Source organism: Streptomyces sp. NPDC044063, from assembly GCF_056434285.1.
In genome coordinates, this window is sequence record NZ_JBWKFM010000009.1 from 40,310 (window position 1) to 63,259 (window position 22,950).

The 22,950-nt window shown below is 72.9% G+C and carries 22 protein-coding genes; 9 read left to right on the forward strand and 13 right to left on the reverse strand.

Features of this window, described 5'->3' with window-relative positions:
• Positions 1–13 precede the first annotated feature (13 nt).
• Complete coding sequence (locus AC07BS_RS13700) at positions 14–1,213, reverse strand: sensor histidine kinase (protein WP_478645853.1); 1,200 nt, start codon at positions 1,211–1,213, stop codon at positions 14–16.
• Positions 1,214–1,334: 121 nt separating this feature from the next.
• Between AC07BS_RS13700 and AC07BS_RS13705 the strand changes: the two genes are divergently transcribed.
• Complete coding sequence (locus tag AC07BS_RS13705; protein WP_478645850.1) at positions 1,335–2,372, forward strand: SAM-dependent methyltransferase; 1,038 nt, start codon at positions 1,335–1,337, stop codon at positions 2,370–2,372.
• A 24-nt stretch (positions 2,373–2,396) separates the two neighbouring features.
• Positions 2,397–3,539, forward strand: a complete 1,143-nt coding sequence (locus tag AC07BS_RS13710; protein ID WP_478645847.1) for an NADH-quinone oxidoreductase subunit D — start codon at positions 2,397–2,399, stop codon at positions 3,537–3,539.
• Positions 3,540–3,680: 141 nt separating this feature from the next.
• Here AC07BS_RS13710 and AC07BS_RS13715 read toward each other — a convergent pair whose 3' ends face one another.
• Together AC07BS_RS13715 and AC07BS_RS13720 are read right to left on the reverse strand one after the other, a co-directional pair.
• A complete protein-coding gene (locus tag AC07BS_RS13715; protein ID WP_478645844.1) occupies positions 3,681–4,082 on the reverse strand; it encodes a cupin domain-containing protein in 402 nt (133 codons plus the stop codon).
• A gap of 94 nt (positions 4,083–4,176) precedes the next feature.
• Positions 4,177–5,637 carry an MFS transporter gene (locus AC07BS_RS13720; protein ID WP_478645841.1) on the reverse strand — a complete coding sequence of 487 codons (1,461 nt, stop codon included), beginning with the start codon at positions 5,635–5,637 and terminating at the stop codon, positions 4,177–4,179.
• 64 nt (positions 5,638–5,701) lie between these two features.
• Between AC07BS_RS13720 and AC07BS_RS13725 the strand changes: the two genes are divergently transcribed.
• Entirely contained in the window at positions 5,702–6,484 is a 783-nt protein-coding gene (locus tag AC07BS_RS13725; protein ID WP_478932153.1) for an ArsR/SmtB family transcription factor, read from the forward strand.
• 58 nt (positions 6,485–6,542) lie between these two features.
• Here the strand turns inward: AC07BS_RS13725 and AC07BS_RS13730 are convergent, their stop codons facing one another.
• Positions 6,543–7,742 carry a LeuA family protein gene (locus AC07BS_RS13730; RefSeq protein WP_478932155.1) on the reverse strand — a complete coding sequence of 400 codons (1,200 nt, stop codon included), beginning with the start codon at positions 7,740–7,742 and terminating at the stop codon, positions 6,543–6,545.
• Positions 7,743–7,847: 105 nt separating this feature from the next.
• Complete coding sequence (locus AC07BS_RS13735) at positions 7,848–9,782, reverse strand: FAD/NAD(P)-binding protein (protein ID WP_478932157.1); 1,935 nt, start codon at positions 9,780–9,782, stop codon at positions 7,848–7,850.
• Between the two features lie 251 nt (positions 9,783–10,033).
• On the opposite strand from AC07BS_RS13735, the gene AC07BS_RS13740 reads away from it, so the two are divergent.
• The 5 genes from AC07BS_RS13740 to AC07BS_RS13760 all read left to right on the forward strand — a co-directional run bounded on the left by AC07BS_RS13740 (position 10,034) and on the right by AC07BS_RS13760 (position 14,954).
• Positions 10,034–10,636: a cysteine hydrolase family protein gene (locus tag AC07BS_RS13740; protein ID WP_478932159.1), complete on the forward strand. Its 603-nt coding sequence runs from the start codon at positions 10,034–10,036 to the stop codon at positions 10,634–10,636.
• On the forward strand, positions 10,633–11,817 hold the full coding sequence (locus tag AC07BS_RS13745) for a pyridoxal phosphate-dependent aminotransferase (protein ID WP_478932161.1): 1,185 nt from the start codon (positions 10,633–10,635) through the stop codon (positions 11,815–11,817). The genes AC07BS_RS13740 and AC07BS_RS13745 overlap by 4 nt, the downstream gene beginning before the upstream one ends.
• A gap of 68 nt (positions 11,818–11,885) precedes the next feature.
• The gene (leuC, locus tag AC07BS_RS13750; RefSeq protein WP_478645824.1) at positions 11,886–13,286 is read left to right on the forward strand and encodes a 3-isopropylmalate dehydratase large subunit; all 1,401 of its coding nucleotides are present in this window, start codon (positions 11,886–11,888) and stop codon (positions 13,284–13,286) included.
• Positions 13,287–13,297: 11 nt separating this feature from the next.
• Positions 13,298–13,894 carry a 3-isopropylmalate dehydratase small subunit gene (gene leuD / locus AC07BS_RS13755; protein ID WP_478932163.1) on the forward strand — a complete coding sequence of 199 codons (597 nt, stop codon included), beginning with the start codon at positions 13,298–13,300 and terminating at the stop codon, positions 13,892–13,894.
• A 52-nt stretch (positions 13,895–13,946) separates the two neighbouring features.
• Complete coding sequence (locus AC07BS_RS13760) at positions 13,947–14,954, forward strand: TauD/TfdA family dioxygenase (protein ID WP_478645818.1); 1,008 nt, start codon at positions 13,947–13,949, stop codon at positions 14,952–14,954.
• Between the two features lie 129 nt (positions 14,955–15,083).
• On the opposite strand, the gene AC07BS_RS13765 is transcribed toward AC07BS_RS13760, so the two are convergent.
• The 5 genes from AC07BS_RS13765 to AC07BS_RS13785 all read right to left on the reverse strand — a co-directional run bounded on the left by AC07BS_RS13765 (position 15,084) and on the right by AC07BS_RS13785 (position 19,927).
• Positions 15,084–16,040 carry a LysR family transcriptional regulator gene (locus tag AC07BS_RS13765; protein WP_478645816.1) on the reverse strand — a complete coding sequence of 319 codons (957 nt, stop codon included), beginning with the start codon at positions 16,038–16,040 and terminating at the stop codon, positions 15,084–15,086.
• A gap of 197 nt (positions 16,041–16,237) precedes the next feature.
• Entirely contained in the window at positions 16,238–17,401 is a 1,164-nt protein-coding gene (locus AC07BS_RS13770) for a hypothetical protein (protein ID WP_478932166.1), read from the reverse strand.
• 83 nt (positions 17,402–17,484) lie between these two features.
• The gene (locus tag AC07BS_RS13775; RefSeq protein ID WP_478932168.1) at positions 17,485–18,468 is read right to left on the reverse strand and encodes an ABC transporter substrate-binding protein; all 984 of its coding nucleotides are present in this window, start codon (positions 18,466–18,468) and stop codon (positions 17,485–17,487) included.
• A 38-nt stretch (positions 18,469–18,506) separates the two neighbouring features.
• Positions 18,507–19,199: an ABC transporter permease gene (locus AC07BS_RS13780; RefSeq protein WP_478645969.1), complete on the reverse strand. Its 693-nt coding sequence runs from the start codon at positions 19,197–19,199 to the stop codon at positions 18,507–18,509.
• Positions 19,199–19,927, reverse strand: a complete 729-nt coding sequence (locus tag AC07BS_RS13785; protein WP_478932170.1) for an ABC transporter permease — start codon at positions 19,925–19,927, stop codon at positions 19,199–19,201. Before AC07BS_RS13785 ends, AC07BS_RS13780 begins: the two co-directional genes overlap by 1 nt.
• A gap of 132 nt (positions 19,928–20,059) precedes the next feature.
• On the opposite strand from AC07BS_RS13785, the gene AC07BS_RS13790 reads away from it, so the two are divergent.
• On the forward strand, positions 20,060–21,232 hold the full coding sequence (locus AC07BS_RS13790; RefSeq protein ID WP_478645806.1) for an ABC transporter ATP-binding protein: 1,173 nt from the start codon (positions 20,060–20,062) through the stop codon (positions 21,230–21,232).
• Between the two features lie 5 nt (positions 21,233–21,237).
• Here the strand turns inward: AC07BS_RS13790 and AC07BS_RS13795 are convergent, their stop codons facing one another.
• Genes AC07BS_RS13795 through folB form a run of 3 tightly spaced genes read right to left on the reverse strand, consistent with a single transcriptional unit; the run spans position 21,238 to position 22,724 of the window.
• Positions 21,238–21,717 (reverse strand): DUF3180 domain-containing protein, encoded by a 480-nt coding sequence (locus AC07BS_RS13795; protein WP_478645966.1) that lies wholly within the window; start codon positions 21,715–21,717, stop codon positions 21,238–21,240.
• Between the two features lie 57 nt (positions 21,718–21,774).
• A complete protein-coding gene (gene folK, locus AC07BS_RS13800) occupies positions 21,775–22,368 on the reverse strand; it encodes a 2-amino-4-hydroxy-6-hydroxymethyldihydropteridine diphosphokinase (protein WP_478645803.1) in 594 nt (197 codons plus the stop codon).
• Entirely contained in the window at positions 22,365–22,724 is a 360-nt protein-coding gene (gene folB, locus AC07BS_RS13805; protein WP_478645801.1) for a dihydroneopterin aldolase, read from the reverse strand. The genes folK and folB overlap by 4 nt, the downstream gene beginning before the upstream one ends.
• Between the last annotated feature and the right edge of the window lie 226 nt (positions 22,725–22,950).

A 22,950-nucleotide genomic window follows, 5' to 3' on the forward strand; every position in this document is an offset into this window, starting at 1 on the left:
CCTACGGAGTCGTTCAGCGGCCCGACCTGGCCGGCAGCAGGACGCTGATGCGGAAGCCGCCGCCCGGCCGGGGCCCCGCGTCCAGCGTGCCCCCGACCATGCCGACGCGCTCGCGCATCCCGATCAGGCCGTGCCCCATGCCGTCCGCGCCGCCCGATTCGTAGAGCTCGTGCTGCGCGCCCCGGCCGTCGTCCTCGACGAGCAGGCCCAGCCCGTCGTCGAAGTAGGTGAGCCGCACGCTGGCGCCCGCGTCGGGGCCGCCGTGCTTGCGGGTGTTGGTCAGCGCTTCCTGGACGATGCGGTAGGCGGTCAGCTCCACGCCGCTGGGCAGCGGGCGCGGTGAGCCCTCGACCCGGAAGTCGACCGACAGGCCCGCGCCGCGCACCTGCTCCACCAGTTCGCCGATCTGCTCGACGTCGGGCTGGGGGACGTACTCGCCGGTCTCGGCGCTGTCGTCCGTGCGCAGGACGCCGAGCAGCCGCCGCATCTCGGCCAGAGCCTGGCGACCCGTGCCGGAGATCGTCTCCAGGGCCTGTTTGGCCTGGTCGGGCGAGGAGTCCAGGACGTAGGCGGCGCCGTCGGCCTGGACCACCATCACCGAGACGTTGTGCGCGACGACGTCGTGGAGTTCGCGGGCGATGCGGGCGCGCTCGGCGGTGACCGCGATCTGCGCCTGCTGCTCGCGCTCCTTCTCCAGGCGGGTGGCGCGCTCCTCCAGCTGGGCCCAGTAGGCGCGGCGGGTGCGGATGGAGTCGCCCAGCACCCAGGCGAGGAGGAAGGGGACGGTCAGGAAGGCGATGGTGACGACGGTCCGGCCCGGCGAGGTGTCGATCGGGTCGGGCCAGCGGGTCGAGGCGATCACGGGGGCCAGCGCACCGCCGATGAGGGCGTAGCGCGATGCCCAGCGGGTGTTGCCGGACGCCACCGTATAGATGATCACCATCATGGCGAAGTCCCAGATGTTGGGACCCACGTTCGCCGCCAGCTGGAGCAGCCCGGCCGCCGTCGCCAGCAGCAGCATCTTCTCGGGCCACCGCCGCCGCAGGGCGACCACCGCGGACATGGCCAGCGCGCAGACGGCTGCCGCGGCCCGGTGGCTGTGGCCCCCGACCTCCTCGGCCACGGTCAGGCCGCTGAACCCGAGGAGCAGGAGAGCCCAGAAGCTGTCCACACCTGTCGGGTGCCTGCGGAGAAAGTCGTAGAGGCGGTGCACGTCACCCAGCGTAGGCACGCCGGGTCGGCACCGGGGTCAGCCCGGCGATCGATCCGACCGCTTCCCGTCTACTCCCCAAGGTGGAGGGCCTCCCGCCGCCTCCCCGGCATACCGTGTGCACATGGCGAGCGGAACCAACGGAACGAGAACCTGGCGGGAGGCCACCGAGGCCGCCCTCTACGGCCCCGGCGGCTTCTACCGCCGCCCCGAGGGCCCCGCGGGCCACTTCCGTACGTCCGTCCACGCCTCCCCGCTCTTCGCCGGGGCCGTAGTGGAGCTGCTGCGCCGGGTGGACGCCGCGCTCGGCCACCCGGCGGAGCTGGCGTTCACCGATGTCGGGGCCGGCCGGGGCGAGCTGACGGCCGGGGTGCTCGCTCAGTGCCCGCCGGAGCTCGCCGGGCGGCTGCGCCCGTACGCCGTGGAGCTCGCGGACCGCCCGCCCGGCCTGGATCCGCGCGTCACCTGGCTGGACGCGCCGCCGGAGGGTGTCGAGGGGCTGCTGTTCGCCAACGAGTGGCTGGACAACGTGCCGGTGGACGTCGCCGAGACCGACGGCGCGGGCGTCCCCCGCCAGGTGCTGGTCCTGCCCGACGGCGAGGAGCTGCCGGGCGACCCGGTCGGCGGCGAGGACGCCGCGTGGCTGGCCCGCTGGTGGCCGCTGGAGGGCGGCCCGCCCGGCTCCCGCGCGGAGATCGGCCACCCGCGCGACACCGCCTGGGCCCGGGCGGCCGGCGGGCTGCGCGCCGGGCTGGCGGTGGCCGTGGACTACGCCCACGAGCGCGCGGCCCGTCCCCCGTTCGGCACCCTCACCGGCTTCCGCGGCGGCCGCGAGGTGCGGCCGGTGCCCGACGGGTCCTGCGACATCACCGCGCACGTGGCACTGGACGCGGCGGCGCTGCCCGGCGGAAGGGTGCTCACCCAGCGCGACGCCCTCCACGCCCTGGGCGTGGAGGGCACCCGGCCGCCCCTCGCGCTCGCGTCGAGCGACCCGGCCGGGTACGTACGGGCGCTGGGCGCGGCCGGCGAGGCGGCCGAGCTGACGTCCCCCGGCGGCCTGGGCTCCTTCGGCTGGCTCGTGCAGCCGGTCGGCGGGGCCTGCGCGGGGCTGCTGGGCGGCGCCCCGGGCGAGGGGGCGGCCGGGGACCCGGCGGCGGGCTGAGAAACTGGCCCCATGATGGACCCCATGACGGAGACGACAGTCGGCATCGGCGGCGCGGCGGAGAGCACGGACATGGTGCTCAACATCGGGCCTCAGCACCCCTCCACCCATGGAGTGCTGCGGCTGCGCCTCGTCCTGGACGGCGAGCGGGTCCAGCGGGCCGAACCGGTCATCGGCTATATGCACCGGGGCGCGGAGAAGCTCTTCGAGGCCCGCGACTACCGGCAGATCGTCATGCTGGCCAACCGCCACGACTGGCTGTCGGCATTCTCCAACGAGCTGGGCGTCGTCATGGCCGTCGAGCGGATGCTCGGCATGGAGGTCCCCGAGCGGGCGGTGTGGACGCGCACCCTGCTGGCCGAGCTGAACCGGGTGCTCAACCACCTGATGTTCCTCGGCTCCTACCCGCTGGAGCTCGGCGGCATCACCCCCGTCTTCCACGCGTTCCACGAGCGCGAGGAGCTGCAGGCGGTCATGGAGGAGCTCTCCGGCGGCCGGATGCACTACATGTTCAACCGGGTGGGCGGCCTCAAGGAGGACCTGCCCGCGGGCTGGCTCGGCCGGGCCCGCCACGCGGTGGCCCAGGTGCGCTCGCGGATGGACGTCTACGACCGGCTGGTGCTCGGGAACGAGATCTTCCGGGGCCGGACGCGCGGCGTCGGCGTCCTGTCCCGCGAGGCCGTGCACGCCTACGGGGTGAGCGGCCCGATCGCCCGCGCCTCCGGCGTCGACTTCGACCTGCGCCGCGACGAGCCGTACCTGGCCTACGGCGAGCTGGGCGACACCCTCAAGGTCGTCACCCGCGAGGAGGGCGACTGCCTGGCCCGGTTCGAGTGCCTGCTGGACCAGACGCACAACGCGCTGGACCTGGCGGACGCCTGCCTGGACCGGATGGCCGAGCTCCCGCCGGGCCCGATCAACCAGCGGCTCCCCAAGGTCCTCAAGGCGCCCGAGGGCTCGACCTATGTGTGGACCGAGAACCCGCTGGGCCTCAACGGTTACTACCTGGTCTCCAAGGGCGAGAAGACGCCCTACCGGCTCAAGCTGCGCTCCGCGTCCTTCAACAACATCCAGGCCCTGACCGAGCTGCTGCCGGGGACGCTCGTCGCCGACATGGTCGCGATCCTGGGCTCGCTGTTCTTCGTCGTCGGCGACATCGACAAGTAGCAGACAAGTAGTCGACAAGTAGTCGGCGCACGGCCGAGGACACGCCCCGGCCCCGTCCAGCGGGGGTTCCGGACGGGGCGGGGCCGGGAAGGACGGGACGCGCCGGTCGGGGGAACGGTGCCACGCGACCCGCCCGGCTCGTCAGGACCGCGGCACGGTCGGGGCCTCGCGCACCCCGAGGAGGACGCAGCCGGTCCCGGTGCTGACCCGGTGGACGCTGCCGGGCCGCTCGACGATCAGGTCGCCGGTGGTGTAGCGGTCGCCGTTGTCATTGATCAGCTCGCCCTCCAGGACGAACACCAGCTCGTAGCCGAGGTGCTCGTGGAGGTCGCCGTGGGCCCCGGGGTGCATCCGGGTGAGCAGGGCGGTGGCCGGCTGCGGCCCCTCGGTGGCGTAGATCCGGTGGACGTCCACGCCGGAGCGGCCCGGCTCGGCCCAGGTCTCCCACTCGAGGGCCTCGCGACCCTCGGCGGAGAGCAGGCCGCGCAGCACGGTGACGTGGCGCTCGGTGGCGGTCTCGGTGGCCCGCACGGAAGCCGACATGGTGATCTCCTTGATCGGGTGGTGGGTCTGCGGGGTGCTGCGTGGGGTGTGTGGGGTGTGGGGTGTGGGGTGGGGGAAGTGAGCGACCCGGCCGTCAGGCCTCGCGGGCCGCGGCGTTCTTGCGCCGGGCGACGATGGCGAGCAGTCCTCCGGTGAGGAACGCGGCGGCGGCGAGCACCGCGGACAGGTGGAGGCCGTCGGTGAGGTGGTCGGCGGTGGCGACCAGGGTGCCGAAGAGGGCGACGCCGACGGCGCTGCCCACCTGGCGGGAGACGTTGAAGACGGCCGAGGCCACGCCCGCGCCGTCGGCGGGCGCCGACTCGATGATCGCGGCGGTGGACGCCAGCGCCGTCATGGTCTGGCCGAGGCCCGTGGCGACGAGCGCGAAGAGCAGCACCGGGTAGGGGGTGTCCGAGCCGGCGAGGAGCCAGCCGAGGAAGCCCGCCGCACCGAGGAAGAGGCCGCAGGTCATGGGGACGTACGGGCCGGTGCGGGCGGCGACCCGGCTGAAGACCGGGGCGGCGATGAGGCCCATGCACACCGAGGGCAGCAGCGCGAGGCCGGTGCGCAGCGGGTCGTAGCCGCGCTCCTGCTGGAAGTAGAGGGTGGAGAGGAAGAGCATGCCGTAGTAGCCGAGGCTGATCAGCAGGCCGACGAGGGCCGTCGCGGAGAACGCGCCGCGGCGGAAGAGGGAGGGCCGCAGCAGCGGCCGGCGGGCCTCGGGGTTCTTCTCCAGCCCGGCCTCCAGCCGGCGCTCGACGAGGATGAAGACGACGAGGGCGGCCACGCCGACGGCGGCGGCGGTCAGCACCGAGGGGGCCGTCCAGCCGGCCGAGCCGGCCTCGTTGAGCGCGCCGGCCAGGGCGATCAGGCCCAGGACGCCGAGGATCTGACCGGCCGGGTCCATCCGGCCGGCCGCGGGCCGGGCCGCCGGGGCCGGTACGTGGCGCAGGGTGAGGAAGACGGCGAGCGCGCCGACGGGCAGGTTCAGCCAGAAGACCGCCCGCCAGTCCAGACCGGCGATCAGCAGACCGCCGACGACGGGACCGGCACCGAAGGCGATCGAGGCGACGGCGCCCCAGATGGCGATCGCGCGGGCCCGGACGGCCCGGTCCGGGTAGGTGGCCTGGAGCAGCGCGAGGGAGGCGGGCACGAGGAACGCGGCGCCCGCGCCCTGCGCCAGCCGGCCCACGACCAGCACCTCGGTCGTGGAGGCGAGGCCGCAGCCGATCGAGGCGGCGGTGAAGACGGCCAGACCCCACAGGAACATCCTGCGGTACCCCAGCCGGTCGCCCAGGCCGCCGCCGAGCAGCAGCAGGCCGGCGAAGACGGTGCTGTAGCCGTCGACGATCCACTGGATCGCGGCCGTCCCGGCGTCCAGCGAGTCGCGGATGTCCGGCACGGCCACGGTCACCACGGTGACGTCCAGCATCACCAGGAAGTAGCCGAGGCTCAGCGCGATGAGGGGAATGAGGGCGAGGGGCGGGCGTTCGGGCGCCGGAGTCACCGCGGGGCCCTGCCGCGGGTCCGTGCTGGACCCCGTGGTCATGGTCATGCGCCCAGTCTCGATCCCGGACGCTTCGTCAGCCGTCGAAGTGTGGGCGCGATACGGTGGGGCCATGCGCACCGCCACCCACGACCGCGCCGGCGACCGGCTCAACCGGCAGACCGATGTCGCCCGGGCCGCCACCCTCATCGCCGATCCCTCCCGTGCCCGCATCCTCAAGGCGCTCTGCGACGGGCGGGCGCTGCCCGCGAGCGCGCTCGCCACCGAGGCGGGGGTCAGCGCGCCGACCGTCAGCGCCCACCTCAACAAGCTCATGGACGGCGGGCTCGTCACCGCCGTGCGGGACGGCCGCCACCGCTACTTCCGGCTGACCGGGCCCGAGGTCAGCGCCGCCCTGGAGGCGCTCGCGCTCATCGCCCCGCCGCTGCCGGTGACCTCGCTGCGCGAGAGCAGCGTCGCCAACGCGCTCCACCGCGCCCGTACCTGCTACGACCATCTCGCCGGGCAGCTCGGCGTCGCCCTGATGCGCGCCCTGCTCGAACGGGAGCTGCTGGCGGGCCACGACGGCTCCCACGTCCCCGCGTCCGCGGTCCGGGACCGGCCGTCGGCGTACGGTCACGACGTCGCCTACCGGGTGACGGACACCGGGCGCGCCGAGCTGCTGGCGTTCGGCGTGGACCCCGACGACCTGCCCAAGCGCCGGCCGAGCATCCGCTACTGCGTCGACTGGAGCGAGCACCAGCACCACCTCGCGGGCGGCCTCGGCGCGGCCATCACGGCCCGGCTGTTCGACCTGGACTGGCTCCGCTACGGGGCGAGCCCGCGCGTCGTCCACCTCACGGACGCCGGCGAGCGGGGCCTGGAGGGCACCTTCGGCCTGACGACGGCGGCGTGACGACGCCGGCCCCCGCGGCAGGTCGCGGGGGCCGGCGCTTTCCGGATGTGCGGCCGCGTCAGACGAGGGCGGGCTCGCCGTCCTTGGCGCCCTCGGGCGTGGTCAGCTCCTTGGCCAGGCGCTCCTTGAGGACCTCGATGTCCTCGCAGTCGCCGCCCACGCGCTCGAAGATGTGCACCCGGTACAGCTCGGACAGCCGCTCCTCGGTGACCTCCAGGCCCAGCTGCTCCAGCAGGTGGCGGAGTACCGCGCGGCCGGAGTGACGCCCGATCAGGAGCGAGCGCTGACGGCCGAAGCGGGCCGGCTCGACGTACTCGTACGTGGCCGGGTTGCGCAGGAGGCCCTGCTGGTGGATGCCGGCCGCGGTGCCGAACGCGTAGGTGCCGAAGATCGCCTTGTTGCGCGGCTCCTCCAGGCGGATCACCCGGCGCAGCGCGGTGTAGGCCTCGTACATGGACTCGAGGTCGATGTCGCTGTAGAGGCCGATGTCGTCGCGCTTGTAGGCGAGGAGGGCGGCGATCTCCTCCAGGGCGGTGTTGCCGGCGCGCTCGCCGATGCCGCCCAGCGTGGCCTGGACCTCGTCGGCCCCGGCGCGCAGGCCGGCCAGCGCGTTGGCGGTGGAGAGGCCGAAGTCCTCGTGGCAGTGGGTGGCGATCCGGATCGGCGCCGGGGCCCAGGAGCGGAAGGCGCGGATGAGGTCGGCGTACTGCTCCGGGGTGTTGCAGCCCGAGGTGTCCGCGACGACGAAGCAGGTGGCGCCCGCCTCGATCGAACGCTCGGTGATGGCGCGGAGCAGGTCGTGCTCGCCCCGGCTGGCGTCCTCGATGCCGATGGAGACGGACTCCACACCCAGCGAGCGGGCGTAGTGGACGGAGTCGACGACCTCGGCGACGGCCTCCTCGCGGGTGATGCCCCGCTTGTGCTCCAGGTGCATGTCACTGCCGGTGGCCATGATCTGGACCTGGTGGTTGGCGGTGCCGCCGGCCTCCACGGCCGTCGCGATGTCCTGGCGGACGGCTCGGCAGAAGGTCGTGAACCTGGCGGTGGTGAGGTTCTGGGAGATCAGCTGCGTGGCCCGGAACTCGCTGGAGGAGGAGGCCGGGAAGCCCGCCTCGATGTAGTCGACGCCCAGTGCCTCGATGCGCAGGGCGACGTCCAGCTTCTGCTGGGGGGTCATCGCGTTGCCGGGGGCCTGCTCTCCGTCGCGCAGCGTGGTGTCGAAGAAGGAGATTCTGCGGGCCTCGGAAGTGTGCTGCATATCGTCCCTACTCGTAGAACTCGAAGAACGGATAAGGGAGGAGCGGTGCGTGCGACGGCCCGCCGGCGCCATCGGCGGCGGGCCGTGGAACAACGGGGGGAGGACTCAGCGCCCGGTGACGGCCGGGACCCCGGCCAGGGCGTCGGCGGCGATCGCGTCGGCGTCGCGCACGAAGTCGGTCCAGAAGCCGGGCCGGCTGCTGCCGCCCTGCATGAACCAGCGGGTGTGCTCGGTCGGGATGCCCAGGACGTACAGGCCGGTCTCAGGTCGCCCGTCGCGGCCCAGCGGGTGGTACGGGCTGCCGGTCACGGCGACGCCGCCGGTGTCGAACGCGTCGGGGCCGGTGCCATTGACGAAGCCGGTCCACAGCCCCCGCTCGATGAGCCGGCGGGTCAGCGGCGCGGGGTCGCGGTACAGGTCGGGGGTGGGGACGCGGGCGTCGATCACGCTGTCGACGGGCACCTCGGAGCCGGCCACCTGCGGCGAGGAGAGCACGAACCGCCCGGTGGCGGCGTCGCCCTCGAACCGCGCGTGCGGTCCCACCAGGCGCAGCAGGCCGCAGTCGACCAGCGCGGCCACCTGGCGCAGCCGGGACCGGGGCGGGCCGGCGGCCAGGAAGGCGGCGCGGTGCGCGTACCAGCCGATGAAGTCGTCGCGGTGCGAGGCGGGGGTCAGGCCGGCGAAGTCGACGAATCCCCGGACGAGGGCGCGGGTGTCGCGCAGGACGTCCAGCGCGGCCTTGAGCGGGGAGTCGACGTTGCCGCGCTCCGCCTCGTCGAGGTCCGCCCGGACGGCGGCCAGGACGGCCTCGGTGAAGTCGTCCGGGCCGGTGTACTCCTGCCCCTCGAACGGCCGGGCGATCCGGTCCAGGTCCAGGACAGGCAGGTCGGTGACGCCGTACCGGTCGGCGATGCCGAGGACGTCCGGCACCCCGGCCGTCGCGGCGGCCGCGGCCTCCGCGACGAACTCGTCGGCCACCTCGGCGCCCTTCCGCACGCGCAGCGCGGTGGCGTAGTAGACGAGTTCGGCCTCGGCCTGGAGCCAGGGCAGGACGTCGGCCCGGAAGTCGAGGGGGACGCCCGCCGGGCGGCCGGCCCGGACGCGCTCGTCGGTGCACAGGACCGTCGTGTAGACGTGGTTGGCGTCCTTCTGATTGCGGCCGCGGGCCGGCAGCGGCATGCCGCTGCGGGAGCCGGCCACCAGCAGGGGCTCCTCACCGCTGGGGATGTAGCGCAGCGTCCGCCCGTCCCCCGTCTCCTCGAACCGCCCGCCGCGGCCCAGGGTGAGCGCGGCCATGACGTCGTAGAAGGACAGGCCGAGGCCGATGACGCCCACCATGGAGCCGGCCGGCAGGGTGTCCAGTGGCATGTCGGCGGCCGAGTCGCCGGCGATGTAGCGCAGGCCGGAGCGGTCGGCGGCGAAGGTGGCGAGCTCCTTCTGGTGGCCCGTCAGCTCGGGGCGGGCGTGCCCGGTGACCAGGACGGCCCGGTCGGCGGTGAGCTCCGTGCCGTCCGCCATCGTCAGCCGGAAGCCGCCGCCCTCGGCGAGGGGTTCGAGGTCCTCGACCGTGCCCACGGTCCGGTGCAGCGTGACGTGCGACGGCAGGCCGGCCTCGATGGCCTCCAGCACGTGGAGCATGTAGCGGCCGTGGAGGGCACGCGAGGCGTAGCCGTTGGGTCCCGGGTAGGCGGGGTCGGTCGCGGCCCACCACTGGGCGAGGGACGGGCCGGCGCCGGGCCGGGTGGGGCCGCCGTCCGGGGGGCCGGAGAACGAGGAGACCTCGTCCGCCACGGTGTTCATCAGGAACCACTCCGGCTGGTTCGCGTCCCAGACCCGGCCCGTGCCCATGTGCGTCGCGTCGATGAGGTGGAGGTGCACCTCCCGCTCGGCGGGCCCCTCGGCGAGTCTGGCCGCCAACCGCTCCAGAACGGACAGCCCCCGTGGGCCGCTGCCGACCACCGCGATCCGGTAGGGCTCCTCGGCCCCGAGCGGGCCTGCTTCGACGACAGTCCTGGCAGTGCGGTCAGCAACGGAGTACATCAAGACCCTGTCTCTCGTGTCCCTCGGAATTGCCGCCGGTTCATATTTCGTCAATAAATCCCGGCGGAATAATTCTGCATGCGGAGATTCCACGCCATGCCAGGGAGAGCTTAGGGACGCCCGTACGCCCTGTTCAACGGGGGTCCGTTCATGCTTGCCATGAATCTTTCTCATGCATTTTCGAAAGTAGCTGGGCGGCGACTTCCTGGTTTATGGTGTGGCCACCGCGACCGCCCTAGGGGAGGAAAAGAATGGAACGGCGCCCGGCTCTTCTGGTGATGGACCTCATCAACGAGATCGTGCATCCCGACGGAAAGTACGCGGGCGACGGCTATCTGGAGCAGGTCACCCGCCGAGGCGTCATCGACCGGGCCGCGGAGGCCATCGCGCTGGCCCGCGCCCAGGGCGTCCCGGTGGCGTACGTCGTCGTGGGCTTCTCGCCGGACTACGCCGAGTTCCCCGAGAACTCCCCCGTCTTCAAGGAGGCCCGCGAGGACGGCCGGATCGTCCTCGGCTCGTGGGGCACCCAGGTGCACGACGCGCTGAAGCCGGAGGCCGGCGAACCGGTCGTGGCCAAGCACCGGCTGAGCCCCTTCCACGGCACCGCCCTGGACAACCTCCTGCGGGCGTGGAACGTGAACACCCTGCTGCTCACGGGTGTGACCACCGACCTGGTGGTGCTGTCCACCGCCCGCGAGGCGCACGACCGCGACTACCTCGTCGAGGTCCTGGAGGACGCCACCGCCACCTCGGACGACGACCTCCACGCGGCGGCCCTGAAGGTCCTGGCGCGCACCGCGACGGTCACCACCGTGGCCGAGGCGCTCGGCACGGACGCGAAGGACGCCCGGTGAGGCGCCGCACCGCGGCGGCCCGGGTCACCGGAATAGAGAAATCCGCAACCTTCGCGATTTTCGACCTCGTCCAGAAGCTGCGCGCCGAAGGCGTCCGGGTGCTCGACCTCGGCGGCGGCGAGCCCGACTTCGACACTCCGGCGCACATCACGGCCGGGGCCACGACGGCACTGCGCGACGGATTCACCCACTACACCCCCAGCCGCGGAATTCCCGAACTCCTTTCGGCGATTTCCGCGAAACTGGAGAAGGACAACGGAATCATCGCCGACCCGGCCCGCGACATCATTGTCACGCCGTCGGCGAAACACGCCCTCTTCATCTCCGTGCTGAGCGTCCTGGACCCGGGCGACGAGATGGTCGTCCCCACGCCCAGCTGGGTCAGCTACGACTCCATGGCCCGCCTGGCCGGCGCCCGCGCGGTCGCCGCCGAGCTGAGCCCGGCGGACGGCTTCCGCATCACCCGCGAGGTGCTGGAGCGGCACGCCACCGACCGCACCAAGGCCGTCCTGGTCAACTCGCCGAACAACCCCACCGGCCGCGTCCTCAGCCCCGAGGAGGCGCACGCGATCGCGGAGTTCGCCGAGGCGCACGACCTCTTCGTCATCGCCGACGAGATCTACGAGAAGATCGTCCACGGCACCGGCCGGCACCTCAGCCTCGCCGCCGTCCCCGGCTGCGGCGACCGCACCCTCACCGTCAACGGCTTCTCCAAGGGCTACGCCATGACCGGCTGGCGGCTCGGCTGGGTCAGCGGCCCGTCCGACGTCATCGGCGAGCTCCTCAAGACCCAGCAGCACACCGTCGGCTGCGCCGGCTCCTTCGTCCAGCGCGGCGCCGTCGCCGCGCTCACCGGCCCCCAGGACGACGTCCGGGCCATGGCGGACGAGTACGCGGCGCGCGCCGCGCTGATCGCCGAGGGCCTCGACGCCCTGCCGGGCGTCAGCTGCGCCGTGCCCGAGGGCGCCTTCTACGCCTTCGCCGACGTCCGGGGCACCGGATTCGACACCTCCGCCGCGTTCGCCGAGTGGCTGCTGGCCGAGACGGGCGTCGCGGTGACCCCCGGGTCGGCCTTCGGCCCCGGCGGCGAGGGCCACGTCCGGCTCGCCTTCGCGACCTCCCGGGACGTGATCGAGGAGGCGCTGCACCGCATGGGCACCGCCCTCGCAAAGCGCCGCTGAGCCACCCGTATCACCGGCATCGCACCCGAACGACATCGCACACGATCGACACGAGGAGCAGGCAGTCCATGGGCTCGACACTGGCGCAGAAGCTGTGGGACGCGCACGTCGTACGGCGGTCGGAGGGCGGCGACGACCTGCTGTACATCGACCTCCAGCTCCTGCACGAGGTCAACACGCCCCAGGCGTTCGACGCCCTGCGGGCGGCGGGACGCACGGTGCGCAGGCCCGACCTCACCCTCGGCACCGAGGACCACAACACCCCCACCCTCGCCCTCGACCGCATGATCAAGGACCCGCTCGGCCGCGAGCAGGCCCGGCTGATGCGGGCGAACTGCGCCGAGTTCGGCATCCCGCTGCACCGCCTCGGCGACCCCGACCAGGGCATCGTGCACGTCATCGGCCCCGAACTGGGCCTGACCCGGCCCGGTATGACGATCGTCTGCTGCGACTCGCACACCACGACACTCGGCGCGTTCGGCGCCCTGGCCTTCGGCATCGGCGCCAGCCAGGTCGAGCATGTGCTGGCCACCCAGACGCTGCCGATGCGGCGGCTGAAGAGCATGCTGGTCGAGATCACCGGCACCCTCGCGCCGGGCGTCACGGCCAAGGACCTGATCCTGGCCCTCATCGCGCGGATCGGTACCGCGGGCGGCCAGGGCCACATCATCGAGTACCGCGGCGAGGCCGTCACCGCGCTCTCGATGGAGGCGCGCATGACGCTGTGCAACATGTCGGTCGAGGCCGGTTCGCGGGCCGGCCTGATCGCCGCCGACGACACCACCTTCGCGTACCTGAAGGAGCGGCCCGGCATGCCCGAGGGCGCCGCCTGGGACGAGGAGGTCGCCCACTGGCGGACGCTGCGCTCCGACGAGGACGCCGTCTTCGACAAGGTGGTCACCCTCGACGCGGACGCCATCACCCCGTACGTCTCCTGGGGCACCAACCCCGCCCAGTCCGTCCCGCTGGACGCGGTGGTGCCGCACGCCGGCGACTTCGCCGACGAGACCGAGCGGACGGCCGCCGAGCACGCCCTCGCGTACATGGACCTCACGCCCGGCACCCCGCTGCGCGACGTGGCCATCGACACCGTCTTCCTCGGCTCGTGCACCAACGGCCGCATCGAGGACCTCCGGGCCGCCGCCGAGGTCCTCAAGGGCCGCAAGGTCGCCGACGGCCTCCACATGATGATCGTGCCGGGCTCCGCCCGGGTGCGGCGGCAGGCGGTGGACGAGGGCCTGGACCGGATCTTCGCCGAGGCCGGCGCCGACTTCCGGGCCGGCGCGGGCTGCTCGATGTGCGCGGCGGTCAACGAGGACCGGCTGCTGCCCGGCCAGCGGGCCGCGTCCACCAACAACCGTAATTTCGAGGGCCGGCAGGGCAAGGGGTCGCGGACCCACATCGTCTCGCCGCCGGTCGCCGCCGCCACCGCCGTGGCCGGCCGCCTCGCCGCTCCCGCCGACTTGTGAGGTCCGAGCACATGGAGAAGTTCACCGTCCACACCGGCACGGCGGTCCCGCTGCGCCGCAGCGACGTCGACACCGACCAGATCATCCCGGCGCGCTTCTGCGTCAGCGCCAGCCGGACCGGGCACGCCGACGCGCTGTTCGCGGACTGGCGCGAGGACCCGTCGTTCGTCCTCGAACAGCCCGCCCACCGGGGCGCGACCGTCCTGATCGCGGGCAACGACTTCGGCACCGGCTCCTCGCGCGAGTACGCGGTCTGGGCGCTGAAGGACTACGGCTTCCGGGCCGTGATCGCCCCCCGCTACGGCGACATCTTCCGCGGCAACTCCCTGCTCAACGGCCTGCTCACCGTCGTGGCCCCGGAGGCGGTCGTCGAGCGCCTGTGGGAGCTCGTGGAGGCCGACCCGGCCGTCGGGGTCACCGTCGACCTCGAGCGCCTGGAAGTGCGCTGCGGCGACCTCACCCAGCCCTTCGACCTCGACCCCGACGTCCGCGCCCGGCTGCTGTCCGGGGACGACCTGATCGCCGCGACCCTGCGGCACGAGGACGAGATCGCCGCCTTCGAGCGCGGCCGCCGTCCCGCGCTGCCCCGCACCGTCGCCGCCCTCTGACCCACCTCGCCTCCTGCCCCGCAGGCCCTTTCACGGAAAGCGAATACGCATCATGGAACCCGTCCACGTCTTCACCGACGCCGAACGTGACGAGCTCTACGCGGTCCTGGACTCGGTCGCGAAGCACCCCTACGAGGACTACCCCTCGTTCTCCCGCGCCGTGCGCGACGTCGTCGACCGCGGCGAGGTGCCCGCCTTCTTCCAGCAGGTGTGCGCCCGCATCCGCGAGGACCGCGCGACCGGCGTGACCCAGGCGCACGCCCTGCGCAACTGCCCGGTGGACCGGGAGATCCCGGTCCTCGACCTCGACGACCCGATCGTGGACAAGCACGCCAAGAAGAAGACGTTCACCGGCGAGATCTTCCTGGAGCTCTTCGCGCAGCTCGTCGGCACCCCGCTGCTGTCCTACGCCACCCGCTTCAACGGCGACTTCTTCACCGACGTCATCGCCATCAACCGCTACAGCGGCAAGCAGACCGGCTTCAGCGACAGCGAGCTCGTCTTCCACAACGACCGCACCGCCCACCCGGTCCGCGCCGACTTCATCACCCTGCTCGGCATGCGCTGCCCGGAGGGCGACTACATCTACACCGGCTTCGTCGATGGCCGCGACCTCCTCAAGCACCTCACCGAGGAGGAGCAGGCGTCGCTGCGCGAGCCGTGGTTCATCACGCCGTTCGACGTGCTCTCGCGCGACAACAACGGCGACCTGACGGACTCCGGCGTCCACGCGATCCTGGAGAACCAGCACACCATCCGCTACCTCGACACCAGCACCACCGTCGCCGAGGGCTCCCCGGAGAAGGCCAAGGACGCGCTCCTCGCCCTCAAGGACGCCCTGATCAAGGCCCACAAGACGCGCCACCGTGTGCTGGACGGCGACCTGTTCACCTTCGCCAACCAGGACGGCCTCCACAGCCGCGACAAGATGGAGATCAACGACCCGGAGCGGGCCCGGCAGCGCTGGCTGCTGAAGACCTACGCCTTCCGGGACGAGGCCGCCGCCGACCGCTTCTCCGACCGCTGGGTCGACGGCATCCGCGGCCGCGTCGGCGACTGAGCCGCCCGGCGCGGGCCCGCCCCGCGCCCGCCGCGCCCGTCCCGCGTCCTCGCGGGGCGGGCGCTCCCGTACGTGGCGGCCCGGTGGTTCGGGCCGGGCGCCGGTGCTCCGGGGCGGGCGGCCGGTGCTTCAGGCCGCCGCGTGCTCCGGTCCGGGCCCGTGTCCGGGTTCCTGCCCGTGCTCGGGCCGCTCCGGTCCGCCGCGCTCGTGCCAGCGGCCGGTGCGGGCGAGCTGCTGCGCGGCCGCCACGAACGCGGCGACGGCCGGCGACGACTCCTCGGGGGTGCGCGGCACCCCGATGGCGAGGTGCCGCTCGACGGAGGGCTCGAAGGGGATCGCCCTCAGGTCGGGCCGGCCCGCCGGCAGCGCCAGCGACGGCAGCACCGTCGCGCCCAGCCCCTCGGCCACCAGCGACAGCAGCACCTGCGGGTCGTGGATGCGGTAGGCGACCTTCAACCGGGCCCCGGCGGCCTCGAACAGCAGGCGGAGCGTCGGCTCCACCCCGTCGGCGGGCAGCATCAGGTTCTCCTCGGCGAGGCGCCAGACCGGCAGGCTCGCGTGCTGCGCCAGCGGATGCTCGTGGTGCAGCACCACGCACATCTCGTCCTTGAGCAGGGGGTAGGTGCGGAGGTTGCTCTTGGGGAGGGTCACGATGCCGACGTCGATCGCCCGCTCGTGCAGCAGCTCGGCGATCTTCTGGTCGTTGCCCTCGCGGAGCTCGATCTCCAGGCGCGGGAAGCACGTGCGCAGCCGGGAGAGGAGCTGGGGCAGGAGCTGGAGGGAGAAGCTCTGGCTCGTCCCGACGGTGATCTTCCCGGTGACGCTGTCGGGCGCGGCCACCGCCTCCCGCCGTATGCGGTCCGTGTGGGCCAGCACCGTACGGGCGTGCTCGATGATGCGGCGACCGGCGTCGGTGAGGTCGACACCGCCCCGGTCCCGTTTCATGATGCCCACGCCGATCTCCGCCTCCAGGCCCGCGATGGCATGGCTGACGGCCGACTGGGTGACCCCCAGGACACGGGCCGCCTTGGTGAAGCTCCCCGTGTCCGTCACCGTCACGAAGGCGGCTAATTGCGAAAGTTTCATGGGCTCAGCCCCCCTGCCCCCCGGCTCCGGGGAACGTGGCGACCCAGCCCCCCAGGGGGATTTTTACCAGAAGGTGGGCAGGTATGTGGCTGTGCCAAACAGTCTTTTTACCTGGTCATCACGGGTCCCGAACGGACCTGCCGGACAGGACCGTTCGGCCCCTTGACGACACCCGCCGACACCCTCTAGGGCACGCCCTAGGAGATGGCGCTGCGGAGCTCGGCGAGGTCGATCTGCTCGGTCTCGTCGTGGGCGGTCAGGTCGATGACGTCCTCGATGGCGTCCTCGGTGACGTCATCGGTGTCGACGGCGTCCTCGAGGCCGGCAGCCCCGGCCTCCCGCGCGCCGGCGAGGACCTCCTCGCCGACGACGTCCGCGAGGTCCTCCTCCTCGACCGGCTTCGCGGCCGGCTTCTTGGCGTTTCCGAAGAAGTCGAAGCCGCCCTGGGCGCGGGACGCCGGGCGTCGCGCGGGGGGCAGCGCGGCGGTGGACGCCGCCGGCTGCGCGGGACCGGGCGCGGGCGCGGGCGCGACGGGACGCGCGGGCGTGAGGGCGCTCGCGGGGGAGGCGGCTCCCGCGGCCCCGGTGGGCGGCACGGACTCACCGGCCTTCACGGGCTGACCGCTCTTCACGGGAGCGGACTTCGCGGGACCGGCGTCGGGACCGGCGGGAGCGGCCTTGGGCGCGTCCGCCGTGGCCGGCCGCGGCGCGGCGGTCGCGGGCCGGTCGGCGGCCGGCTCCGCGGCGGCCCGGCGCCCGAGGTCGCGCAGCGCGTCGGCGGCCTGGCGGTACAGGGCCGCCTCGATGCCCGGCGCGGCGGCGTCGGTGGCGTCGGTGGCGTCCGTACGGTCGGAGCGGCCCGCCTCCAGGGCGGGAGCGGCCGTCTTCCCAGGCTTCCCGGGAGCGGTCTTGTCCTTCTCCAGCAGGCGGCGGCCCTCCAGCGCGCTGGCGCGGCCGGTCTCGGCGGCGGCGTAGCGGCGCAGCAGGTCGGCGTGCTCGGTGCGGAGGCGGGCGAGCTCGGCGCGCTTGACGCGCAGCCTGGACGCCAGGCGGGTGCGCGCGAGCCGGGTCTCCTCGAGGTCCGTCTCCAGCTCGGCGACGCGCTCCTCGGTCTTCCACTCCTCGCGCGTGCGGGCGGCGGTGAGCTGCGCGACGCGCTTGCCGGCCGCGCGGTCCCAGCGGCGCATCATCACCGAGCCGACGACGGTGGCGGCCGCCGCGGCCACGGCGAGGCCGCGGACGACAAGGGTCTCCCCCACCACCAGGGCGCCGGCGGCGCAGGCGACGGATGTCGCGGCGACCGCCAACGGAGGAAGAAGCCGGTGCAGGGGTGCGGAATGGCGGTGGCGTCCTCGTGGCATGGCCTGAAACTTACCGTGCGTCGCCACTCATGTGGGAGCCGACCACCAAACTCTTCCCTTGATCTTACTTCTCCCCTACGCGGTCACTTCGCCAGAAGGCCCTTCTCCTTGACGTAGCGGGCGGCCACATCGGCGGGCTTGAGGCGCTCCGCGTCGACCTTCTTGTTGAGTTCGGTGAGATCGGCCGTGGTCAGCACCCGGGTGAGCCTCCCGAGGGCATTGGCGATCTTCTGCGAGCCGGCCTTCTTCGCATTCACGACCGGGAGGACGTTGTCGGAGTTCTGGAGCTTCTTGTCGTCCTCCAGGAGAACGAGTCCGAACTGTCCGAGGGTGGCGTCCGTGGTGGTCGTCAGCAGGAGCTGGTCCTTGCCTTCCTTGACCGCCTGCTTGGCCTGGGTGCTGCCGACCTCCAGCGGGTCGATACCGCTGACCTTGATGCCGTAGGTCTTCTCCAGACCGGGCTTGCAGAAGGGCCGCTGGCCGCATTCGTCGCCGGCCGCGATCCTGACCGACTGCCCGGATCCGCCCAGGTCGGAAAGGGTCTTGAGCTGGTGTTCCTTGGCGAAGTCGGCGGTCACCGCGAAGGCGTTCTGGTCGACGGCGCGGCCCGGGTCGAGCACCTTCAGACCGCGCGGCCCGGCGAGTTCGCGCAGGGCCTTCACCGTGGCCTCGGCATCGGCGGAGGCGATCTGGGGTGCGTCCTTGCCGTTCTTCTTCTTGTTCAGGAATTCGGTGAGCGTGGCGGCGTACTCCGGAACGACGTCGATCTCGCCCTTCTCCAGCTCCGGTTCATAGAGCTCTCGGGCGTCCGCCGTCTTGATCGTCGTGGAATATCCGGCGTCCTTGAGCAGCAGCGCGTATATCTCCGCAAGAATCTTCGATTCCGTGAAGGAGGCGGAGCCGATGACCAGGGAATCCCGCCCCTGCTTCCCGGCGCCCCCCGCCCCGCCGCCCGACTTCTCCAGGCTGTCGCCGCCGCACCCGGCGAGCCCCGCCGTCAGGGCGGCCACGGCGACCGCCGCCGGCAGGGCGCGGGCCGTCCGGGTCCGGCGCGAGGTCCTGGCCATACGGTTTCTCCATCCAGTCGGGTGGATCGGGCTCACGCTCAGGCGAGTCGATCTTGAACAGACGTCACATGCCCGCGCACCGGGTCCAGAAACCGCTGGAGCAGCACGAAGCCGCCCTCGACGAGCAGCGCGAGCACCGCCACCAGCAGCGCTCCGGCGACCACCTGCGCGGTGTCGGTGAGCCGGAAGCCGGCCGTGATGATCCGGCCCAGACCGCCGCCGCCGGGCAGCGCGGCGAGCGTGGTCGTCGCCACCACCTGCACGGCGGCGGACCGTACGCCGGTGACGATCAGCGGGAAGGCCAGCGGGAGCTCGACCCGGGCGACGACCTGGGTGCCCGTCATGCCCATCCCCCGGGCGGCCTCGACCATGTCCCGGTCGACCCCGCGCATCCCCACGTAGGCGTTCGTCAGCAGCGGGGGTATCGCGAAGAGGACCAGCGCGATGACGGTGGGCCAGGAGCCGTACGTCCCCAGGGGGCTGAGCAGCAACAGCACCAGCACGGCGAAGGTCGGCACCGCCCGCCCGGCGTTCGCGATGTTCACCGCGAGGGCGCCGCCCTTGCCCAGATGCCCCAGCACCACCGCGACGGGCAGGGCGATCGCGCACGACACCAGCAGGCAGACCACGGTCAGGAAGAGGTGCTCCCCCAGCCGGTGCCACACGCCGTCCGTGCCGCTCCAGTGGGACGCCGTCGCCAGCCAGTCCCACGTCCGCTCGACGACACCCATCACGCCACCGCCTCTCCGGCCGCGGGCCGTCCGGCCGCCGGGCGCCGCGCGGCCGTCCGGCGCGGTGAGCGCGTCCAGGGCGTCAGGAGCCGCTGCACCAGCAGCAGCCCGAGGTCGGCGAGGACGGCCAGCACCACGCACAGCACCGAAGCGGTGAGCACCTGGGCCTTGAAGTAGCTGCGCATGCCTTCGTAGACGAGATTGCCCAGGCCGCCGTAGCCGATGATCGCGCCGACCGTGGTCAGCGAGACGGTCGAGACCGTGGCGATCCGCAGACCGGCCATCAGGGCGGGCAGCGCCAGCGGCAGTTCGACCCCGAACAGCAGGCGCACCGGGCCGTACCCCATGCCGCGCGCGGCCTCCCGGGCCTCCGTCGGCACCGCCGCGAGGCCCGCCAGGATGTTCCGCACGAGGATCGTCAGCGAATAGAGCACCAGGCCCGTGACCACGACCGCGGCCGACAGCCCGAACACGGGCACCAGCAGCGAGAACATGGCCAGCGAGGGCACGGTGTAGAGGATCGTGGTCATGCCGAGGACGGGCCCCGCCACGCGCCGCCACCGGCGGGCCAGCAGGGCCAGCGGGAAGGCCACGAGCAGTCCTATGGCGACCGAGGCCAGGGTGATGCCGATGTGCTGAAGGGTCGCGTCCGTCAGCTCCTGGCCGCGCGTGCGCACGTACTCGCCGCAGACCCAGTCATTGGCGATCAAGCAGTTGCGGTCCGCCATCCGTGCCTCACCTCCCCCTCGGCCTTCACGGTCTGTCACTGGCGACCCTAACCCGGTGCACTGACATTCGCCTCCGGCCGGTGCATGACGGCACCATGTGTTCGAGCGGGAGTACGGCCACAATGGGGAGCCATGATCCGTTTCGAGCATGTCACCAAGCGCTACGCCGACGGCACCACCGCGGTGGACGACCTGTCCTTCGAGGTGGCGGAGGGCGAGCTGGTCACGCTCGTCGGACCGTCGGGCTGCGGCAAGACCACCACGATGAAGATGGTCAACCGGCTCATCGAGCCCACCGAGGGCCGCATCCTGGTCGACGGCGAGGACATCTCGGCCGTCGACCCGGTCCAGCTGCGCCGCCGCATCGGCTACGTCATCCAGCAGGTCGGGCTCTTCCCCCACAAGACGGTGCTCGACAACACGGCCACCGTCCCGCACCTGCTGGGCTGGCAGCGCAAACGCGCCCGCGCCCGGGCCGCCGAACTGCTGGACCTCGTGGGCCTCGACCCGTCCGTCCACGGCGACCGCTACCCCCACCAGCTGTCGGGCGGTCAGCGCCAGCGCGTCGGCGTGGCCCGCGCGCTCGCCGCCGACCCGCCCGTCCTCCTGATGGACGAACCGTTCGGCGCGGTCGACCCCGTGGTGCGCGAGCGCCTGCAGAACGAGTTCCTGCGGCTCCAGTCGCAGGTGCGCAAGACCGTGCTGTTCGTCACCCACGACATCGAGGAGGCCGTCCGCCTCGGGGACCGCATCGCGGTCTACGGGAACGGGCGCATCGAACAGTTCGACGCGCCGGCGGCCGTGCTGGGCGCCCCCGCCACGCCCTACGTCGCCGACTTCGTGGGGGCCGACCGGGGCCTGAAGCGGCTGTCGGTGACCCCGATCGAGGCCGGCGACCTGGAACAGCCGCCGGTGGTCCGCCTGGACGACCCGCTGTCCTCGGCGGCGGACCGGCTCGCGGCCGACGACGCGCGCTGGGCCGTGGTCCTGGACGACTCGGGCCGCCTCCACGGCTGGGTCTCGGCCGACGCCGTCGCCGGCGGCGGTCCCGGCGGCCGGGTGCGGGAGCGGGCGCGGCGCATGGACGCCTGGCTGCCGCTGGGCGCGTCACTGAAGACGGCGTTCAGCACGATGCTCCAGCACGACGCCGGGTGGATCGCGGTGCTGGACGGGGAGGGGGGCGACCGCTTCATGGGCGTGCTGACCCCGGCGAAGCTGCACGAGGCGCTGCGGCGGTCGATCGACGCCGACGCGCGCGGCGGCCTGCGCCGGGACGCGGACGTGGAGACGGTCTCGGGCTTCTAGGCGCTCTACGCCCGGGCGCCGCCCTCGTCCTCGTCCTCCGGGAGCTTGCAGACGCGCTCCATGAAGAATGCGGCGGCCACCACACCGGCGGCCGCCAGGACGGCGGCACCGGCGTAGATGGCCTGATCCCGGTGGACGGGGACGTCCAGGTCGGCGAGGGCGTGGAAGACGCCCACGCCGCCGTACATGCCCGCCACCAGGGCCGCGACCAGGGCACTGGCCTGGCCGAAGACCACCGCGCGGGCCGCGAGCAGCGGGTCGACGCCCTTCGCGCCGGGCCGTCGCTCGCGCTGGGCGCGCAGCCGGGCCCGCAGCGACAGGGCCGTCGCGAAGAGGACGACGGCGATGACCGCCAGCACGATGGGCGCCGCCACCGGCACGCTCGGCAGCGTGCCGAAGGAGTCCCACAGCCGGGCCCCGGCCCAGGACAGCACCCCGGCCACGGCGAACAGCCCGGCCAGCAATCCGATCCGCAGTTGCTTCACCGAGCCGTCGCCCCTCATCGTCGTTCTCCCTCGCCCTGCACTCCACCCACCGAACGGTTACTCGGGCAGCCGGAGTTCCAGGTCGGCCCGGGGCTCCACACCGGCGCTGCCGATCTCGGCCAGCAGCTCCACCACCGGACCCCGGCCCGGAACCTCGGCCTCCGGGTCCACGTCGTACCACGGCACGAGCACGAAGGCACGCTCGTGCGCCCTCGGGTGCGGCAGCGTGAGCACCGGGTCGTCGGAGACGACGTCCTGGTACGCGACGATGTCCACGTCCAGCGTGCGGGCGCCCCAGCGCTGCTCGCGCACCCGCTCGAAGGCCTCCTCGATCGCGTGCCCGCGCTCCAGCAGGGAGTCCGGCGGCAGGGTGGTCTTCACCAGCACCACCGCGTTGAAGTACGACGGCTGGGAGCCCGCCTCGACGCCCCAGGGCTCGGTCTCGTAGACCGGGGAGACCGCCTTGACCCGCAGGCCGGGCGTGTCCTCCAGCGCGTCGACCGCGCCCTGGAGGATCTCCAGGCGGTTGCCCAGATTGCTGCCGATGGAGATCACGGCGCGCTTGGGGTTGCTCAGGGTCACGTCGGCCGCGTCCACCCGCTCCACGACGGAGGCGGGCACCGGCTGCACGGTCGGGTCGCTGCTGCTCATACTCGGCTCCGGGTGATGGTGATGGTCACATCGTCGAACGGGACGGTGATCGGGGCGTCGGGCTTGTGGACCACGACCTCGACCTCGCGCACGGCGTCGTGCTTGAGGCACTGCTGGGCGATCCGCTCCGCGAGCGTCTCGATGAGGTCGACCGGCTCGCCCTCGACGATGCCCACGACCTCCTCCGCCACGATGCCGTAGTGCACGGTCTTCGCGAGGTCGTCGTCGGCCGCGGCAGCCCGCGTGTCCAGGCTCAGCACGAGGTCCACGATGAAGGTCTGGCCCTCTTCGCGTTCCCGGGGGAAAACCCCGTGGTGGCCGCGAGCCTTCAAGCCGCGCAGCGCGACACGATCCACACGAATCACTCCTGCTGGTTGTCGGTATGGGCCGGTGGGAGAGCGCACCGGCCCTGGCCGGCGCGGCGCCCGGACCCGGCCTCCGACCGGGTCGCCCACACTCGAATCTACCTGCGAGCACCGACAGGGCCCGCCCACGGGGGCCCCGGGCAGCGCGTCCCGGCGGTGCGGACGGGCTCCCGCCGCGCTTACCCGGAGCCCCGCGATCCACCCCTACCCGGGCCGC

Bases quoted from the DNA above. Each gene is read 5' to 3' on its own strand.
- AC07BS_RS13705 (WP_478645850.1), top strand. From the start codon at position 1,335: ATGGCGAGCGGAACCAACGGAACGAGAACCTGGCGGGAGGCCACCGAG.
- AC07BS_RS13710 (WP_478645847.1), top strand. From the start codon at position 2,397: ATGACGGAGACGACAGTCGGCATCGGCGGCGCGGCGGAGAGCACGGAC.
- AC07BS_RS13715 (WP_478645844.1), bottom strand. From the start codon at position 4,082: ATGTCGGCTTCCGTGCGGGCCACCGAGACCGCCACCGAGCGCCACGTC.
- AC07BS_RS13720 (WP_478645841.1), bottom strand. From the start codon at position 5,637: ATGACCATGACCACGGGGTCCAGCACGGACCCGCGGCAGGGCCCCGCG.
- AC07BS_RS13725 (WP_478932153.1), top strand. From the start codon at position 5,702: ATGCGCACCGCCACCCACGACCGCGCCGGCGACCGGCTCAACCGGCAG.
- AC07BS_RS13730 (WP_478932155.1), bottom strand. From the start codon at position 7,742: ATGCAGCACACTTCCGAGGCCCGCAGAATCTCCTTCTTCGACACCACG.
- AC07BS_RS13735 (WP_478932157.1), bottom strand. From the start codon at position 9,782: ATGTACTCCGTTGCTGACCGCACTGCCAGGACTGTCGTCGAAGCAGGC.
- AC07BS_RS13740 (WP_478932159.1), top strand. From the start codon at position 10,034: ATGGAACGGCGCCCGGCTCTTCTGGTGATGGACCTCATCAACGAGATC.
- leuC (WP_478645824.1), top strand. From the start codon at position 11,886: ATGGGCTCGACACTGGCGCAGAAGCTGTGGGACGCGCACGTCGTACGG.
- leuD (WP_478932163.1), top strand. From the start codon at position 13,298: ATGGAGAAGTTCACCGTCCACACCGGCACGGCGGTCCCGCTGCGCCGC.
- AC07BS_RS13760 (WP_478645818.1), top strand. From the start codon at position 13,947: ATGGAACCCGTCCACGTCTTCACCGACGCCGAACGTGACGAGCTCTAC.
- AC07BS_RS13765 (WP_478645816.1), bottom strand. From the start codon at position 16,040: ATGAAACTTTCGCAATTAGCCGCCTTCGTGACGGTGACGGACACGGGG.
- AC07BS_RS13770 (WP_478932166.1), bottom strand. From the start codon at position 17,401: ATGCCACGAGGACGCCACCGCCATTCCGCACCCCTGCACCGGCTTCTT.
- AC07BS_RS13775 (WP_478932168.1), bottom strand. From the start codon at position 18,468: ATGGCCAGGACCTCGCGCCGGACCCGGACGGCCCGCGCCCTGCCGGCG.
- AC07BS_RS13780 (WP_478645969.1), bottom strand. From the start codon at position 19,199: ATGGGTGTCGTCGAGCGGACGTGGGACTGGCTGGCGACGGCGTCCCAC.
- AC07BS_RS13785 (WP_478932170.1), bottom strand. From the start codon at position 19,927: ATGGCGGACCGCAACTGCTTGATCGCCAATGACTGGGTCTGCGGCGAG.
- AC07BS_RS13790 (WP_478645806.1), top strand. From the start codon at position 20,060: ATGATCCGTTTCGAGCATGTCACCAAGCGCTACGCCGACGGCACCACC.
- folK (WP_478645803.1), bottom strand. From the start codon at position 22,368: ATGAGCAGCAGCGACCCGACCGTGCAGCCGGTGCCCGCCTCCGTCGTG.